The sequence below is a fragment of the Stieleria maiorica genome (assembly GCF_008035925.1).
Lineage (GTDB): Bacteria > Planctomycetota > Planctomycetia > Pirellulales > Pirellulaceae > Stieleria > Stieleria maiorica.
This window is the reverse complement of the sequence record NZ_CP036264.1, coordinates 8,848,265-8,863,842: the sequence shown is the minus strand read 5'-3', so window position 1 is coordinate 8,863,842 and position 15,578 is coordinate 8,848,265. Positions and strand designations below refer to the sequence as shown.

At 59.8% G+C, this 15,578-nt stretch carries 11 protein-coding genes; 10 read left to right on the top strand and 1 reads right to left on the bottom strand.

From position 1 onward, the window contains the following. Positions 1 to 3: 3 nt before the first annotated feature. The gene (locus Mal15_RS30055) at positions 4 to 942 is read right to left on the bottom strand and encodes a hypothetical protein (protein WP_147871130.1); all 939 of its coding nucleotides are present in this window, start codon (positions 940 to 942) and stop codon (positions 4 to 6) included. A gap of 425 nt (positions 943 to 1,367) precedes the next feature. On the opposite strand from Mal15_RS30055, the gene Mal15_RS30050 reads away from it, so the two are divergent. The 10 genes from Mal15_RS30050 (at position 1,368) to Mal15_RS30005 (ending at position 15,419) form a co-directional block, all read left to right on the top strand. After that, on the top strand, positions 1,368 to 3,344 hold the full coding sequence (locus Mal15_RS30050) for a sigma 54-interacting transcriptional regulator (RefSeq protein ID WP_147871129.1): 1,977 nt from the start codon (positions 1,368 to 1,370) through the stop codon (positions 3,342 to 3,344). Between the two features lie 235 nt (positions 3,345 to 3,579). Then, positions 3,580 to 3,912 carry a putative quinol monooxygenase gene (locus Mal15_RS30045; RefSeq protein ID WP_147871128.1) on the top strand — a complete coding sequence of 111 codons (333 nt, stop codon included), beginning with the start codon at positions 3,580 to 3,582 and terminating at the stop codon, positions 3,910 to 3,912. A gap of 48 nt (positions 3,913 to 3,960) precedes the next feature. Beyond that, positions 3,961 to 4,860 (top strand): YybH family protein, encoded by a 900-nt coding sequence (locus Mal15_RS30040; protein WP_233903119.1) that lies wholly within the window; start codon positions 3,961 to 3,963, stop codon positions 4,858 to 4,860. A gap of 140 nt (positions 4,861 to 5,000) precedes the next feature. Continuing rightward, entirely contained in the window at positions 5,001 to 6,419 is a 1,419-nt protein-coding gene (locus Mal15_RS30035; RefSeq protein ID WP_147871126.1) for a hypothetical protein, read from the top strand. A gap of 17 nt (positions 6,420 to 6,436) precedes the next feature. Next, positions 6,437 to 7,696, top strand: a complete 1,260-nt coding sequence (locus Mal15_RS30030; RefSeq protein ID WP_147871125.1) for an efflux RND transporter periplasmic adaptor subunit — start codon at positions 6,437 to 6,439, stop codon at positions 7,694 to 7,696. A 217-nt stretch (positions 7,697 to 7,913) separates the two neighbouring features. Next, complete coding sequence (locus Mal15_RS30025) at positions 7,914 to 10,994, top strand: efflux RND transporter permease subunit (RefSeq protein WP_147871124.1); 3,081 nt, start codon at positions 7,914 to 7,916, stop codon at positions 10,992 to 10,994. Positions 10,995 to 11,192: 198 nt separating this feature from the next. Then, positions 11,193 to 11,894 (top strand): transposase, encoded by a 702-nt coding sequence (locus Mal15_RS30020; RefSeq protein ID WP_147871123.1) that lies wholly within the window; start codon positions 11,193 to 11,195, stop codon positions 11,892 to 11,894. Between the two features lie 861 nt (positions 11,895 to 12,755). Beyond that, entirely contained in the window at positions 12,756 to 12,959 is a 204-nt protein-coding gene (locus Mal15_RS30015) for a hypothetical protein (RefSeq protein ID WP_147871122.1), read from the top strand. Positions 12,960 to 12,999: 40 nt separating this feature from the next. Continuing rightward, on the top strand, positions 13,000 to 14,700 hold the full coding sequence (locus Mal15_RS30010) for a mechanosensitive ion channel family protein (RefSeq protein WP_167547130.1): 1,701 nt from the start codon (positions 13,000 to 13,002) through the stop codon (positions 14,698 to 14,700). Beyond that, complete coding sequence (locus Mal15_RS30005; protein ID WP_147871120.1) at positions 14,697 to 15,419, top strand: LOG family protein; 723 nt, start codon at positions 14,697 to 14,699, stop codon at positions 15,417 to 15,419. Before Mal15_RS30010 ends, Mal15_RS30005 begins: the two co-directional genes overlap by 4 nt. The last annotated feature ends 159 nt before the right edge of the window (positions 15,420 to 15,578 follow it).

Genomic DNA, 15,578 nt, shown 5'->3' with positions numbered 1-15,578 from the left:
CGGCTAGTCCGGCTTCATGATTGCTTCAAGGATTTGTTCGACTTGTCGCGGAGTCAGGGCACTGCCACACCCGCGGGGCGAACCGCCGATCATATCACTGCCACCCCATTGTTCCGAATCAGCCGTCGATGGCTCGGCTTCGTTCAGTGCCGAATAAATTCGATCAAGCGGAAATCGCACGAACGGTGACATCCGGCCCAGCGTGTAAGTGTATCGGCCATCGGGACACTCTCTCACCGCCACGAAAGCGCGAACGCCTTGTGCAAATAAGCGGGTCCGAGCGTACTGGCCGTGTTCACGAATCATCTGCCATCCCATTCCGCCACCGAGCACGTCGAAGCTTCCACACAGTGACCGCTCTTCGCCCTCGCCGGATGCAAGGTGTGAAATGCGATCGGAGGTTGTTTCAATCAACTGCCGCATCTCCTCGCCATTCATTTGCTGGAGCGCGCCAGACGCCCTCGCCTGGTCGTACAATTCGAACGCCCATGCCTGTTTGCGGATGATTGTTCGGTCCGGATCAAAGGGAATGGCGCCCGCGGTCGCATCCATCAGGTCTTCGATGATGATCAGTTGGGAGATCTCCATTTCGACGTGCAACTCGCGCACCTGTTTGGCATGGCTTAACAACCAATAAGCCACACAAACGTCCTGATCACAATCATTGACAAAGACATGGGCGCCGGATTCGCCGTCCTGGCCGAAACTGTCGAAAAGCCCCAGCAGGATTGCCACCAACACTTGCCCGCAGGTGCTGCGGGTTGCCAGTCGGTTGACCCCGCGGTGGTGATCAAAATTGGCGTAGGGTCCGTCCGGATCAAACGCCGGCGGACCGGTGACGTAACCGTCCAACGCGATCGAGTTGGGCGGGTGGTCGCGACAGAAGGCGTGCCAGCTCTTTTCGACCCCCGGTTCGACATGGAGTTCGATTTTCGGATGCATGCTGCGGCTCCATGGTTGGTTGTATGACGGTCTCTTGCGGGGCCCTGGTTTTGAGCCCTGTGGGGTCGCGGCCTGTTAATTTACTGGCCCGCAGGGCTAGCAAGGGGCGGAGCTGTTCGACTCGCTAACGCTTCTTGCCTCGTCGTTGACTTGTTCTTTCATCGAAAATGATTCAATCGACAGGCTGTTCAGCCCGGGGGCTGAAGGGAAGGGCAACCCGGAAGGGATGTCCGACGTGGGTGATTGTTTTGTAGCCGGAAGAGCGGTGTGCAAAACCGCAGGTCGTGTCCGTCAAAAAGAGTATCTCGTTTGCGCTCCCTCGAATCAAATCCGGCGTCGTCTATATTGGGCGGTCGTCAAAGGCCGGGCACCAATGATTGCGGAATCCCATTGAGAAAGATTACGACACCCTTGCGACGCAGAAGATGAAATCGGCATTCTCTTTAGTGAGCGGCGACCGACAGGAGGGCGATCCGTCGGATTGGGATTTTCGCCTGCTTTTTGATCGCTCCCCGGTCGGCGTGTATGTGGTCCGGACGGGGCGGATTTGTTACGCCAATCCGGTGATGGGGCAGCTTCTGGACCGTGACCCCGAGTCGATCGCCGGTGAGCCGCTGTTGAGCTTCGTCCATCGTGACGACCGTTCGGAAGTAGAAACGCTGCGTCGGCAGGCTGGCGACACGGACCCGTCCCGTTATCTGACTCGTCTGGTCCGCGCCGACGGTCAGCCCGCGACCGTCGAAGTGATGGAATCACCGCTGGACGTCGGATCGGATGAAAACAATCGCGAAGACGCTGCCTGGGTCGGTGTGATGGTCGACGTCACGGCCCACCGGCAGGCAGACCTGAAGATTCAGGATCGGCTTAACTTCGAGCAATTGTTGGCCAACCTGTCGGCCGGGTTTGTCAATCTTCCGTGCGATCAAATCGATAGCCAGATCGACGCGAGCCTGCAGTCGCTGGTGGAGTTTTTGGGGAACGATCGCAGCACATTTATCGAGTTCGGTGACGATGCGGATCACGTGATGGTCTCGCATTCCTATGCCGCGGCGGGTTGCCAACCGTTTCCGATCGGTCCGTTCGCCGTCGCCCGATTGCCCTGGTACATCAACGAGTTCCGCAGTGGCAAAACCGTCTTTCTGCGCAGCCTCCCGCAGGACCTTCCCGAGTCTGCGGTGAAGGAGCGGGCGCATTGTCTGGAAGAAGGGATCCAGTCGAATGTCGCCATTCCGATCAAAGTGGGCGGCCAGCGGCTGGGAGGGCTGACGTTTGCGTTCATTCACAAGCCGTGCGATTGGCCGCGCGAGATTCTCTCACGATTGGGCTTGATCGGTGAAGTGTTCGCCAATGCGCTCGTGCGACGCCGGAACGAACAGTTGCTGCAAGAGGCGCTGTCGGAGAACGTTCGGCTGCGGCGGCAATTGGAGCAGGAAAATCTGTACCTTCGCCAGCAGGCCGTCGTGACACAACACCACGGGCGAATCATCGGACACAGTGACGCGATCACGAGGGTGCTTGCCGACGTCGAACGTGTCGCAACGACCGACGCACCGGTGTTGTTGACCGGAGAGACAGGGACGGGAAAGGAACTGCTGGCGCAGACGATCCACGAGTTGAGTGCCCGCAAAGATCGCCCCATGACGGTCGTCAATTGTGCCTCACTTCCGGCCACGCTGATCGAAAGTGAATTGTTCGGCCGCGCCGCGGGGGCCTACACCGGTGCGGCGTCCGCGGCGATCGGTCGCTTTGAGTTGGCCGACGGATCGACGTTGTTCCTGGATGAGATCGGCGAAATCCCGTTGGAGCTGCAGGCAAAGCTGCTGCGTGTCTTGCAGGACGGTCGGTTCGAGCGACTGGGCACGGCAAAGACGATCTCGGTCGACGTGCGGATCATCGCCGCGACCAACCGCGATCTGGAAGCGGCCACGCGGAAGAACCTGTTTCGGTCCGATCTCTACTACCGATTGAGTGTCTTTCCGATCCACGTCCCGCCGCTGCGTGATCGGCGCGACGACATCCCCTCGTTGACCTGGGCCTTTGTCGAAGCGTTCGGGCGGCGGATGGGGAAATCGATCAAGACGATCCCGCGGAGGACGATGAAGCAGTTGCAGGACCACGACTGGCCCGGCAACATCCGCGAGCTGAGCAATGCGATTGAACGCGCGATGATCCTTGCCGACAGCGACACGCTGCACATCGAAACGCCCACAACGGCACGCGAGGGTGCGGATGAGCAAAAAACGCTCAAGGAAGTCGAGCGGGAACAGATTCTACGCGTGCTGGAAAAGACAGGCTGGCGGATCCGCGGCGGTGGTGGAGCCGCCGAGCGGTTGGACATCAAGCCGACGACGCTGGAGGCACGGATGGCAAAGTTGGGAATTCGGCGGCCGAACCAGCGATGAAAATCTGATGATGCTCTCCATTATATTGGAGAATCCCCATCGTTTTGGGGATTGTATGGAGCGCGAGCAGCAACCGTCCGTTCACGTAAGCCATTTGTAGTCGGCGGCTTACGGCACTTTGCGTGACAATTTCTCCAGCCGGTATGCCTTTTGCCTTCAACGCGACCGGTCCAATCGACATTGGGCCCGTCGGTCCGTCGTCATTCATGGGCAATGACCCGTTGGGGTAGATCGCATGATCCAAGCCGTGTTGCGAGTGGTGGCGCCACCTGACAAGCGAGAGGAGATCCTGCAGGTTTTTTGCAGCCTGTCCGGACCCACGGAGGTGGCAAAAGGATGTCGGTTTTGCCGCGTCCTTTGCGATGCAGATGATGACAATGCGATCACCTATTGGGCGCAGTGGGAAACGCGTGAAGACTTGGAAGACCATTTTCGGTCCGAGCGGTTTCGTCGGCTGTTGCCCTACATCGACATGTCGCTGGAGCCACCCGATGTGGATGTCAGCGACGTGGACGCGATCGGCGGAATCGAGTTGGTTTTGTCCGTGATTCGTGCGCAACGTCAATAAATGAATCAAACCTTTTCATTACCGAAAGAGAGGCGACAAGTGAAACGAGTGACTCTTGCACTCATGGCAGCGGCGTTGGTTTCGCTGTGCGTGAGACCGGTGGCGGCAGATCAGGCTGCCGACGAAGCGACGATTCGCAAGGACGTCGCGGCATACGTCGCGGCATTCAATCAGGGAGATGCCAAAGCGTTGGCGTCGATGTGGTCACCCGAGGCGGTGTACACGAATCCGCTGTCGGGCGAACAGGTCGTCGGTCGCGAGGCGATCGAGCAACAGTTTGCCGCGATCTTTGCGGAAAACAAAGGCGTCAAGCTGTCCGCGACGACGCAGTCGGTTCAGTTCATCTCGCCCAGTGTTGCGTTGGAAACCGGCACCGCGGCGGTGATTCGACCCGAACAGGAGCCCGAGGAATCGGAATACACCGCGGTATACGTCAAACGTGACGGTGCATGGTTGCTCGACCGCGTGACCGAAGAAGACGTCCCCGTTGTCGTGTCAAACGAAGATCATTTGAAAGACCTGCAGTGGATGATCGGCAGTTGGGTGGATCAAGACGATCGGGGGCGTGTCGAAACGACGTGCCAATGGACGAAGAATCGAAACTTCATGGTGCGAATGTTCTCGATGGTGGTCGGTGATCAAATCGAACAGTCGGGGATGCAGATCATCGGCTGGGACGCCGCCGCCGGACAGATCCGGTCGTGGGTGTTCGATTCCAGGGGTGGATTCAGCGATGGCGTCTGGGAACAAAAGGACAAGAAGTGGTACATTCAGTCCACCGGCACGATGCACGACGGCAGCAAGATGTCCGCGACCAATATCTTGACGTACGTTGATGACAATACGTTGACTTGGCAATCGATCAACCGGATTGTCGATGGCGAGCTCTTACCCAATGTGGATGAAGTGGTGGCCGTTCGAGCAGGAGGGGTGGAGGGATCCCAGTGAGCAAGACTCCAGTGAGCAAGACCCAACTGAGCAAGAGACTGCACGGACGTCATCAACAGCATGGACGAGGTTTCATCGGGCAGCACAAGGCGGCTTCGGTGGCATGCATTCGAACAATCGCATCCGGTAAGGGGAATCAAATGAAACGTGCTTTTTTGTTTTTGGTCGTCGTCAGTCTGAGTTTACCGACGGCATCCGATGCACTGGCTCGGGGAGGCCGCGGCGGTGGCGGCGCGCGTGGCGGAGGATTTAGCGGTGGCGGTGCACGTGGCGGATTCAGCGGTGGTGGCGGTTTCTCCCGCCCGTCCCCTTCGATGAGCCGTCCTTCCTCGATGAGCCGTCCCAGCGTCTCGCGTCCCAGCGTTTCGCGGCCGAGTATTTCTCCGCCCAGTGTCGGCAGCCGGCCCAGTGTCGGTTCACGGCCCAACGTCGGCACTCGACCGAGCGTCGGCAGTCGACCCAGTACCGGCAGTCGCCCTGGAGTTGGCACACGCCCCAGCCAAGGCGGGCGGCCGAGCGCGGGCGACCTGCAGAGCTTTCTGAATCTGGGCGGATCGGCAGGCGCACGTCCCAGTACGCTCCCCAGCACGCGCCCCGGTGGCGCCGCGTCGAACCGACGCAGCAACATCGCCAGCGGCATTGCCGGTGGTGTCGCCGGCGGCCTGGCCGGAAGCGCGGCGGCGGATTTTCTGCGTGACTCCGGCCCGCGGCCGAGTCAGTTGCCCGCGACGCCTCCGGGAATCGGCAACCGGCCGGGAGTCGGTGATCGCCCCGGCATCGGCGACCGTCCGGGAATCGCAGACCGACCTGGAATCGGCAACCGACCAGGGATTGATAATCTGCCCGCCGATCGGCCTTTGGTGGGCAATCGCCCCGAACGGATTGACAACCGAGGCGACCGACAACAGATTCGTTCGGACCGCCGCGATGAGATCCGCGATCAGATGAAAGACACCCCGATTCGCGACTTCTGGTCCGACCATCCGATGTGGGGCGCGTGGGCGATCACGCGTCCGTACCGCTGGGCCGCCTGGGGCGGAGTGACCGGCTGGGTCAATTACGGATGGAGCGAACCGATTTACTACGGCTATGGCGAAAACGTCTACTACCAAGAGGGTTCGGTCTACTACGGCGATCAAGTCGTCGCGACGGAGGAAGAGTATGCGGCACAGGCGGAAGCGATTGCCGCCAGTGCCCCCGACGTCCCGGTCGATCAATCGGAGTGGATGCCGCTGGGCGTGTTCGCCGTGACCCCCGACGGTCAGGAAACGGGACCGGAACCCACGCTGTTTCTGCAGTTGGTGATCAGCAAGGAAGGGATCATCTCCGGCACGCTGAACAACACGGCCGACAACAGTACGCAGACCATCGAAGGCATGGTCGACAAGGAAACGCAGCGATCGGCTTGGAATGTGGTCGACAAGACGCGTCCCATCATGGAAACGGGAATCGTCAATTTGACCAAAGACTCCGCGCCGGCGCTGGTACACTTTGCCGACGGAACCACGCAGCAATGGTTATTGGTGCGAATGGACGATCCCCAAGGCCAACAGGAATAACGAAGGAGAGCGACCGGATGACCCGGATACTATTGAAAATCCGAGCGGCGATCTGCATGACGGTCACCGCCGCGCTCGTGTCCGGGTGCGGCGACCCGCCTGCCGAACCGCCGCCGATTCGCCCCGTGCGGACGGTCAAAGTCGGTGATCTGACGGTGATCTCCGGTCGCGAGTTTCCTGGTCGCGCGTCGGCCAAGTCAGAAGTCGAATTGTCATTCGACGTCGCCGGTCCGCTGATTTCGCTGCCCGTCGACGTCGGGAGCGAAGTCGAGAAAGGCGACGTGATTGCCGCCATCGATCCTCGGGATTTCGAAACGGCACTGGCCAGTAACCAAGCCAACCTGGATCGCGCCAAAGCGAATCTGTCGGCGATGGAAGCCGGGGCTCGCCCGGAAGAAATCGAGCAACTCAAAGCGTCGCTCGCCCAGGCGGAGGCTTCTGCCGAACAGGCTGCCGCCGAACACGATCGCAATTCGCGATTGATCAAGGACCGCGCGGTGTCACAAACGGAATTTGACATCTCGTTGGCACGCAAGAAACGAACGATCGCGGAAGTCGAGAGCGCCAAAGAGGCGTTGAACATCGGCATGACCGGTGCTCGACCGGAAGACATCCAAGCCAAACGAGCGGAGATTCGGGCCTTGGAAGCCGCCGTCGCGGACGCCAAGAATCAGCTGGAAGACGCGACACTCTCGGCGCCGTTTGACGGTGAAATTTCGGTCCGTTACGTCGATAATTTCCAACGGGTCCAGGCCAAACAACCGGTCGTCCGGATGTTCGATCTGTCGGAGATCGAAGTCACGATCCAGATCCCGGAGTCCCTGATCGGCCTTGTCCCACAAGTCAAGAAAGTGGCCTGCCGGTTCGACGCCATTCCGGACCGCGACTTCTTCGGCACGGTCACGAAGATCGGTCGAGAAGCGTCGCAGACCACGCGGACCTACCCGGTCACGGTTCAGATCGCGCAACCCGATGACGTCAAGATCCTGCCCGGGATGGCCGGGATGGTTCGCAATCACCGCGAGGAAGGCGAGGTCGCCGAAGAGGCTGATCTGATCGTGCCGCCCAGTTCGGTGTTTACTCTGCCCGATGATGACACCCAAACCTACGTCTGGGTCTACGACGAAGGCACCAGCAAGGTCGCGCGTCGTGCGGTCAAGACCGGAGAGCTGACGCCCGTCGGTTTGAAGGTCGTCGAAGGCATTCAGCTGGGAGAACGCGTCGTCACCTCCGGTGTCAACTCGTTGACCGAAGGCCAGGAGGTGAAGCTGCTATGAAACCGACCCCCGCTCACCCATCGCCACAACACAGCGCCTGTACGACGGCCCTTCCGGGCGGCCGCACCGCGCCCCATCCGGTCTCTACGTGTACGACGGCCCTTTCGGGCGGTCGCACCGGTGCTCGCACCGCGCTGGACGGCCCGAAAGGGCCATCCTACCAATCTGCCGCGTCCAACAAACCAAACGCGTTCCCCAAAACCGTGGTGGAGCGTCGATGAGTCTGGCTGCAATCTCCATTGAAAAACGCGCGATCACCTTCTTCGGTATTCTGCTGATCGTCGCCGGCGGTGTCTTTTCCTACCTGCAACTCGGCCAACTCGAAGACCCCGAATTCTCGGTCAAGACGGCCGCCATCACGACGGCCTATCCCGGCGCGAGCGCCGAGCAGGTCGAATTGGAGGTGACCGACCGGATCGAAACCAAGTTGCAAGAGATGGCCGAGGTCAAGGCCATCTATTCCAACTCGCGGCCCGGACTGTCCATCATCAAGGTGGATATCAAAAGCAATTACTGGTCCGATCGATTGCCGCAGGTGTGGGACGTGCTGCGGAAAAAGGTGGCGGACATTGAACCGACGCTGCCGCCGGGGGCCGGCAAGCCCAAGGTCGGTGACGATTTCGGTTACGTGTTCGGATTCTTGTTGGCGGTCAGCAGCGACGGGTACAGCTACGCGGAACTGGAACGCTACGTCAAGGACATGCGGAAGGAGCTGAGCGTCGTCAAAGGCGTCGCGCGCGTCGACTTCTGGGGCGTCCAAGAAAAACGAATCTACCTGGACGTCTCCTCTTCACAGCTCGCCGAGCTGAACATCACCCCGGCGCAGTTCATCCAGACGTTGCAATCGCAGAATCTGGTTGTTGATGCCGGTCACGTCGATTACCAGACACAGCGGATGCGTGTCACACCGACGGGCGAATTTGCCACCCCGGACGCGATCGGCGAATTGGCGATCACCGGCGTGGTCGACGGACGTGATGAAATCATCCGCATCCGTGACCTGGCGACGGTCAATGTCGGCTACGTCGACCCTCCGACGCAGTTGCTGCGGCACAACGGTCGAGAAGCGATCGCGTTGGCGATCGCCCCGACCGCCGGTGAAAATGTGGTGGCGGTAGGTGAGCGCATCGACGCGCGGATCAATCAATTGCTGGCCCAATTGCCGGTCGGAATCAGCGTCGAACGTATCTCCTGGCAATCCGATCAGGTCAGCGAATCGATCCGCGCGTTCATGATCAGCCTGCTCGAAGCGGTCGCGATCGTGTTGGCGTTGCTGGCGATCACAATGGGGGTTCGGCCCGGCATCATCATCGGGATCAGTGGGCTGGTTTTCCCGATTCTCGGCACCTTCGTCGTGATGGCGATCATGGGGATCGACCTGCACCGCATCTCGCTGGGCGCCCTGATCATCGCGATGGGGATGATGGTCGACAACGCGATCGTGGTGACCGACGGCATCATGGTGCGAATCGCCAAGGGAATGGACCGTAAACAAGCGGCGATCGAAGCGGCCGACGGACCGGCGATCCCGCTGCTGGGCGCGACGGTGGTGGCCAGCATGGCGTTTTATCCGATCTTCGCATCCAGCTACGACACCGGCGAGTATGCAGGCAGTCTGTTCACCGTCGTGGCGATCTCGTTGTTGTTGAGCTGGGTCTTTTGCCAAACGATCGTGCCGCTGTTGTGCATGGCGATTTTACCGGACCCCAAGCCGGGCGAGGGAGCGACCGACCCGTACCAGGGATCGCTGTATCAAAGATTCCGCGCGCTACTGTCGCTGACCATTCGCTACCGCTTTCTGTTCCTGGCCAGCATGGTCGCCCTGTTGGCGGTCAGCGTGGTCGGATTCCGCTGGGTGCCGCAGTTGTACTTCCCCGATTCCAGTCGATTGCAGGTGATGATCGACTATTGGGCGCCCGAGGGAACTCGGATCCAGCAAACCGATGCGGATTTGCAACGGATCGAGGAATACGTCCAGCAGCACGAAGCAACCAACACGGTCAGTGCCTTTGTCGGCAAGGGACCGCCGCGGTTCTATTTGCCGGTCAGTGCCGAAGACCCGTACACTTCGTATGCCCAAATCATCGTCAATGTCAACTCATTGGACGGTGTCAACCAACTGGTCGCCGACGCCGATGCGTGGGTCAAAGCGAATGTCCCCGAAGCGATGGTGCGGGTCCGCAAGTACGCCGTCGGCGCGTTCGATGACTGGAAGATCGAAGCCCGCTTCAGCGGACCGGCCAACGCCGATCCGACGACGTTGCGACGATTGGCCGAAGAGGGCGCACAGATCTTGCGCGACACGCCGCTGGCCAAGGAAGTGCGGGTCAATTGGCGCGAGCGCGTTCAGGCCTTGTCGCCACAGTACAACCAGGAGCGTGCCCGTTGGGCCGGTGTGTCGCGGGACGATCTGGCCCGCGTGATGAAACGTGCCTCCGATGGCGTCGTCGTCGGACAGTACCGACAGGAAGACGATTTGATTCCGATCGTGGCCCGGAGCGTCGAATCGGAACGCGAGCGTGCCGCCACCTCGCTGGAAGAGCTTCAAGTCACACCGAAGTTGTCGACCGCCTCGGTGCCCGTTTCCCAGGTCATCGATGGCATCGAGGTGCCATGGGAAGACCCGATCATTTGGCGTTGGGACCGCCGCCGCGCCATCACGGTGCAGTGCTCACCCAACGACGTCACGGCACCGACGCTGCGCAACGTGGTCGTGGATAAGTTCAATGCCATTGAGCTTCCGCCGGGCTACCGACTGGATTGGGACGGCGAGTATTGGAGTGCGAAGCAGTCGCAAGAAGCCCTGGTGCCCGGGATCGTTCCGGCCATCGTCATCATGCTGTTCATTCTGGTCGCACTGTTCAACGGGTTCCGCCCCATGCTGATTTGCATCGGCGTGATTCCGTTTGTGATGATCGGCATCACCGGCGGCATGTTGGTGACACAGACTCCGTTCGGATTCATCGCGTTGTTGGGAGCGATGAGTCTGTCGGGGATGATGATCAAAAACGCGGTCGTGTTGCTGGATGAAGTGAACGCCAACCTGGGGAAGGGCCTGACGCCATACAACGCCGTGGTGGAAGCCGGTGTTTCGCGTTTGAGCCCCGTGGTCAACGCCGCGGGCACCACCGTGCTGGGTGTGTTGCCGATGCTGCAGGACGTATTTTGGGTCGCCTTGGCCGTGACGATCTTCTTCGGGCTGATCGTCGGAACCGGGCTGACGATGGTGATGGTGCCCACACTCTACGCGACCTTGTACCGAATACCGCACGACGGCCCGGAAGGGCCGGCGAAATGATTGTACGACGGTCCCTTCCGGGCCGTCGCTTGAAGCCCGCGGCTTCAGCCGTTGGCTGAAGGGGAGGACAACCCGGAAGGGATGTCCTACGTGGATGATTGTACGACGGTCCCTTCCGGGCCGTCGCTTAGAACCGTCTGGTTCAGATGGTGCCCGAACCTGACAGCCCGGAAGCGCAATCGAGCATTTCAACTGCCGATGACGACCTTCAACCTTTCCGCTCCGCCGTACTTTCGTGGGCTTGATCCCGATCTGCCCATTCGGTTTTACCAGCGACATCTGCCGCACTGGCGGCAAGATGGGGCAACGTATTTTGTGACGTTTCGACTGGCCGATTCCATCCCGCGAACACAACGAGACGATCTTAAACGATGGCGGGAAATTTGGGAAAAGACGCATCCGCCACCAAGGTCCGAAGCACAATGGCACGCATTCGCGCATGAGATCACTCTACGAACCGAGCGTTGGATGGATGAAGGCTACGGTGAGTGTTACCTTCGCGATGAAGCCCACGTGAAGCTGATGTCCGATTCACTCCTGCATTTTCAGCAACAACGGTATTTCACATCTTGCTATTGCATCATGCCCAATCATTGCCATTTGGTCGTGAAGCCGTCGGAAGGATTTGAATTGGAGGGCATCCTGAATAGTTGGAAGGGCTATGTGGGGTTCCAGATCAACAAGCAACTGGATCGTCATGGAGTCGTTTGGGCCGACGAAAGCTATGACCGCATCATCCGCGATGAAGAACATTTGTTTCGCGTCGTCCGGTACATCGGAAACAACCCCCGACAAGCCGGATTGCCGTCAAGTCAATGGCATCGCTGGGTCCATCCCGATTGGGAAGCCGCAGGTTGGCGTTTTCAAGAGGTCGACGAGAAGAGGCGCGGCGGGAATTGACTGTACGACGGTCCCCTTCGGGCCGTCGCTTGGACGCTGGCGGGTTCAGCCGGGGGCTGAAGGGGAGGACAACCCGGAAGGGATGTCCTACGTGGATGACTGTACGGCGGACCCTTTCGGGCCGTCGCTTTGAACGCTGGCGGGTTCAGCCGGGGGCTGAAGGGGAGGACAACCCGGAAGGGATGTCCTACGTGGATGACTGTACGGCGGACCCTTTCGGGCCGTCGCTTGGACGCTGGCGGGTTCAGCCGGGGGCTGAAGAGGACAACCCGGAAGGGATGTCCTACGTGGATGACTGTACGGCGGACCCTTTCGGGCCGTCGCTTTGAACGCTGGCGGGTTCAGCCGGGGGCTGAAGGGGAGGACAACCCGGAAGGGATGTCCTACGTGGATGACTGTACGGCGGACCCTTTCGGGCCGTCGCTTGGACGCTGGCGGGTTCAGCCGGGGGCTGAAGAGGACAACCCGGAAGGGATGTCCTACGTGGATGACTGTACGGCGGACCCTTTCGGGCCGTCGCTTTGAACGCTGGCGGGTTCAGCCGGGGGCTGAAGGGGAGGACAACCCGGAAGGGATGTCCTACGTGGATGACTGTACGGCGGACCCTTTCGGGCCGTCGCTTTTAACGCTGGCGGGTTCAGCCGGGGGCTGAAGGGGAGGACAACCCGGAAGGGATGTCCTACATGGATGACTGTACGGCGGACCCTTTCGGGCCGACGGCGTCACCCTCGGCGACGTGGCGGAGGTCGAGAAAACCGACGGCGAGATGTGCTTGGCGCGGGTGATCGGCCTGGGTGGTGGGCTCGCCAGTTTGCAGGTCTTTGTCGTTGGCAAGACGCCGGTGACGAAATCGACGCCTGCATGCCACGATCAAGACAATTCGAGAGTGTACAATTGATCAAGAAGCTGATCGACCGTGACTACGCGTTTAAGGACCGCGACGAAGCACGCAGTTTTTTCACCAAAGTGATCGGGCTGTACAAAAACTGGAACTACAGCCCGCCGGACTCGGCCGATTATCAACGGTACAAGAACGAATTGGAACAAGCCGCCGCTTCGACGTAGGCTGCGCGCAATTGGGTAGGGCTGGCAGAGCATGCACTTGATGGCAAGATTGATCGTCGGGGTGGTGGCGACGCTGTTTGCGTTTGGCAGCGCGACGGCGTGGCCCCAGGCCGCTTCGGTCGAAGAGTCGCACCCATTAAGAGCGACCGACACCTCCAGCCCACGCGCAACCCTAAAAACATTTCTCTCCTCGGTACACGAGGTCTACCAGGGCTTCAGCCAAGAAGGCCGGAGTTTTGAAAGTGAAGCCGAACGCAGCGCCCTCGGGGCTCGAATCCTCCGTTGCCTGGATTTGAGTGAGGTGGCCGAATCGGTGCACGACGGCGTCGGCCGGGAAACCGCCGCCTGTCTTAAAGAAGTGCTGGATCGGATTGAACTTGGCCCCGAAGATACGTGGCCGGATACCAAGCAGGTTGACGAAGGAGGGCTTTCCAAATGGGCGATCTCGGATACAGAGATCATCATCCAACGGGTCAAGGAAGGCCCGCGTGAAGGTGAGTTCTTGTTCTCGCCCGAAACCGTCGATCGGGCCGCCGACTTCTATGTGTTGGTGAAAGACTTGCCCTACAAAGAACGCCAATCCATCACCCCCGGATTGTACCAGCTGTATCTTTCCGAACCGGGTTGGCTTCTGCCACGTTCGCTGGTCCAAGGTCTGCCCGCGTGGGCGCACGTCCGATTGCTCGGTCAAGCCGTCTGGCAATGGGCCGGACTGGTACTTACGACTGGCGTGTCGCTGGTGCTGATGTCGGTGATCTACTATTTCGGTCGGTGGAGAACGAGTCATTTGCGGCCGAATTGGCTGCGGTACCTGGTCATGCTTGTTTGCCCTTTGACCGCCATGCTGATCCCGTTGGCGGCACTTTACTTTTTGGAGCAACACATTCGGATCAGTGGAACCGCCTTGCTGGTGGTCAGCTATTTGTCGTGGTTAATTTTTTTGCTGACCTTGATGGTCGTGCTGCTCGGTGCGGGAAACTACTTGGCGGCATTGATTATCGCAACACCTTGGGTTCAGCCGCATGGGCTGGATTCTCAATGGGTGCGACTGGTGTGCCGCGTGGGCAGTATCCTGGCCGCGATCATCGTCTTTCTCGAAGGCGGCCAACAATTCGGCATCCCGCTGACGACCCTGGTTGCCAGTGCGGGCGTCTGTGGCTTGGCGGTCGCCTTGGCGGCCCAGGACACGCTCAAGAACGTCTTCGGCAGCATCATGGTGACGCTGGACAAACCCTTCCAAGTCGGTGACCGGATCGTTGCCAAAGGCTACGATGGCATTGTCGAAGAGATCGGATTGCGTTCGACAAAACTGCGTTTGCTGACCGGCCATCAAGTCTCCATTCCCAATGACGACATGTCGCGCTGCGACATCGAGAACATCAGCCGCCGCCCCCACATTCGTGGCGTGGCCAAGATCCAACTGCCATCGGACACCCCGACCGCCAAAGTCAAACGAGCGGTGCAAATCGTGCGTGATGCCCTGCACGATCACGAAGGGATGGAGGAAACCTATCCGCCCCGCGTGTTCTTGCGAGACGTGAACGAGTCCTCCACCGGAATCGTGTTGTTCTACTGGTACCATCCGGCGAACTACTGGGCGTACTTGGCGTTCACCGAAGGGTTGAACCTGCAGGTGATGGAGCAGTTCGAGGCCGAGCGGATTCCGTTCGCCAGCCCCGCATTGACCGTTCATCTGCCGGATAGCGAGGAATCAGGAATTGACATGCGGAGCGAAAGATGAGCAAAACAGAAGCGTCAACGGTCAGCCTTGGCGATGAAGACGAGGTCAAAGAAGTGCTCGCCGATGCCGTGCTGGGGCTGTGGGATGTCGTCAACAATCTGACCCGTTTGCGTCCGTCCAAGCGTGATCGATATCGCGTGACAATCTTCGGCTCGGCCCGCGTCCAGCCCGGTACGTTCGGCTACGAAGAAACCAAGCGGTGTGCAGCGGCTTTGGCAGAAATGGGCTGCGACATCATCACCGGTGGTGGCCCCGGGTTGATGCAGGCCGCCAACGAAGGTGCGTCCAGCGCTCCGGAGCGTTCAAAGTCAATCGGAATCCGTGTCGATTTGCCGTTTGAACAGGAAATCAACTCGTTCGTCGGCCAAACATTCGAACATCGCACGTTCTTTACCCGGTTACATCAATTCGTGCTTACGTCCGATGCGTTTTTGGTCGCGCCTGGCGGGATCGGAACTGTGTTGGAAACGTTGATGGTCTGGCAGCTCTTGCAAGTGCATCATTTGAACGACACACCGCTGATCCTGGTGGGGAAAATGTGGCCGGGATTGATCGAGTGGGCCAAGGAGTCGATGCTGTCGACGGAATCTCCGCTGGCTAGCCCCGAGGATATGAGCATCCCACAATGCGTCGCCAACGCCGACGAGGCCCTGGCGGTGATTCGACCACATCACGCCGCCTGGCTGAAACAACAAGGTGACGCGGGTGGCGAAACGTAGAAAGTTTGTACGACGGTCCCTTCCGGGCCGTCACTTGAACCCGACGGGTTCAGCCGTAGGCTGAAGGGGAGGACAACCCGAAAGGGATGTCCTACGTGATTGACTGTACGACGGTCCTTCCGGGTCGTCGAGCGAATACCCAGTAGACGGATTTAGAGC

Coding starts and splice junctions, on each gene's coding strand:
- Mal15_RS30055 (WP_147871130.1), bottom strand. CDS start 942: ATGCATCCGAAAATCGAACTCCATGTCGAACCGGGGGTCGAAAAGAGC.
- Mal15_RS30050 (WP_147871129.1), top strand. CDS start 1,368: ATGAAATCGGCATTCTCTTTAGTGAGCGGCGACCGACAGGAGGGCGAT.
- Mal15_RS30045 (WP_147871128.1), top strand. CDS start 3,580: ATGATCCAAGCCGTGTTGCGAGTGGTGGCGCCACCTGACAAGCGAGAG.
- Mal15_RS30035 (WP_147871126.1), top strand. CDS start 5,001: ATGAAACGTGCTTTTTTGTTTTTGGTCGTCGTCAGTCTGAGTTTACCG.
- Mal15_RS30030 (WP_147871125.1), top strand. CDS start 6,437: ATGACCCGGATACTATTGAAAATCCGAGCGGCGATCTGCATGACGGTC.
- Mal15_RS30025 (WP_147871124.1), top strand. CDS start 7,914: ATGAGTCTGGCTGCAATCTCCATTGAAAAACGCGCGATCACCTTCTTC.
- Mal15_RS30020 (WP_147871123.1), top strand. CDS start 11,193: ATGACGACCTTCAACCTTTCCGCTCCGCCGTACTTTCGTGGGCTTGAT.
- Mal15_RS30015 (WP_147871122.1), top strand. CDS start 12,756: ATGCCACGATCAAGACAATTCGAGAGTGTACAATTGATCAAGAAGCTG.
- Mal15_RS30010 (WP_167547130.1), top strand. CDS start 13,000: ATGGCAAGATTGATCGTCGGGGTGGTGGCGACGCTGTTTGCGTTTGGC.
- Mal15_RS30005 (WP_147871120.1), top strand. CDS start 14,697: ATGAGCAAAACAGAAGCGTCAACGGTCAGCCTTGGCGATGAAGACGAG.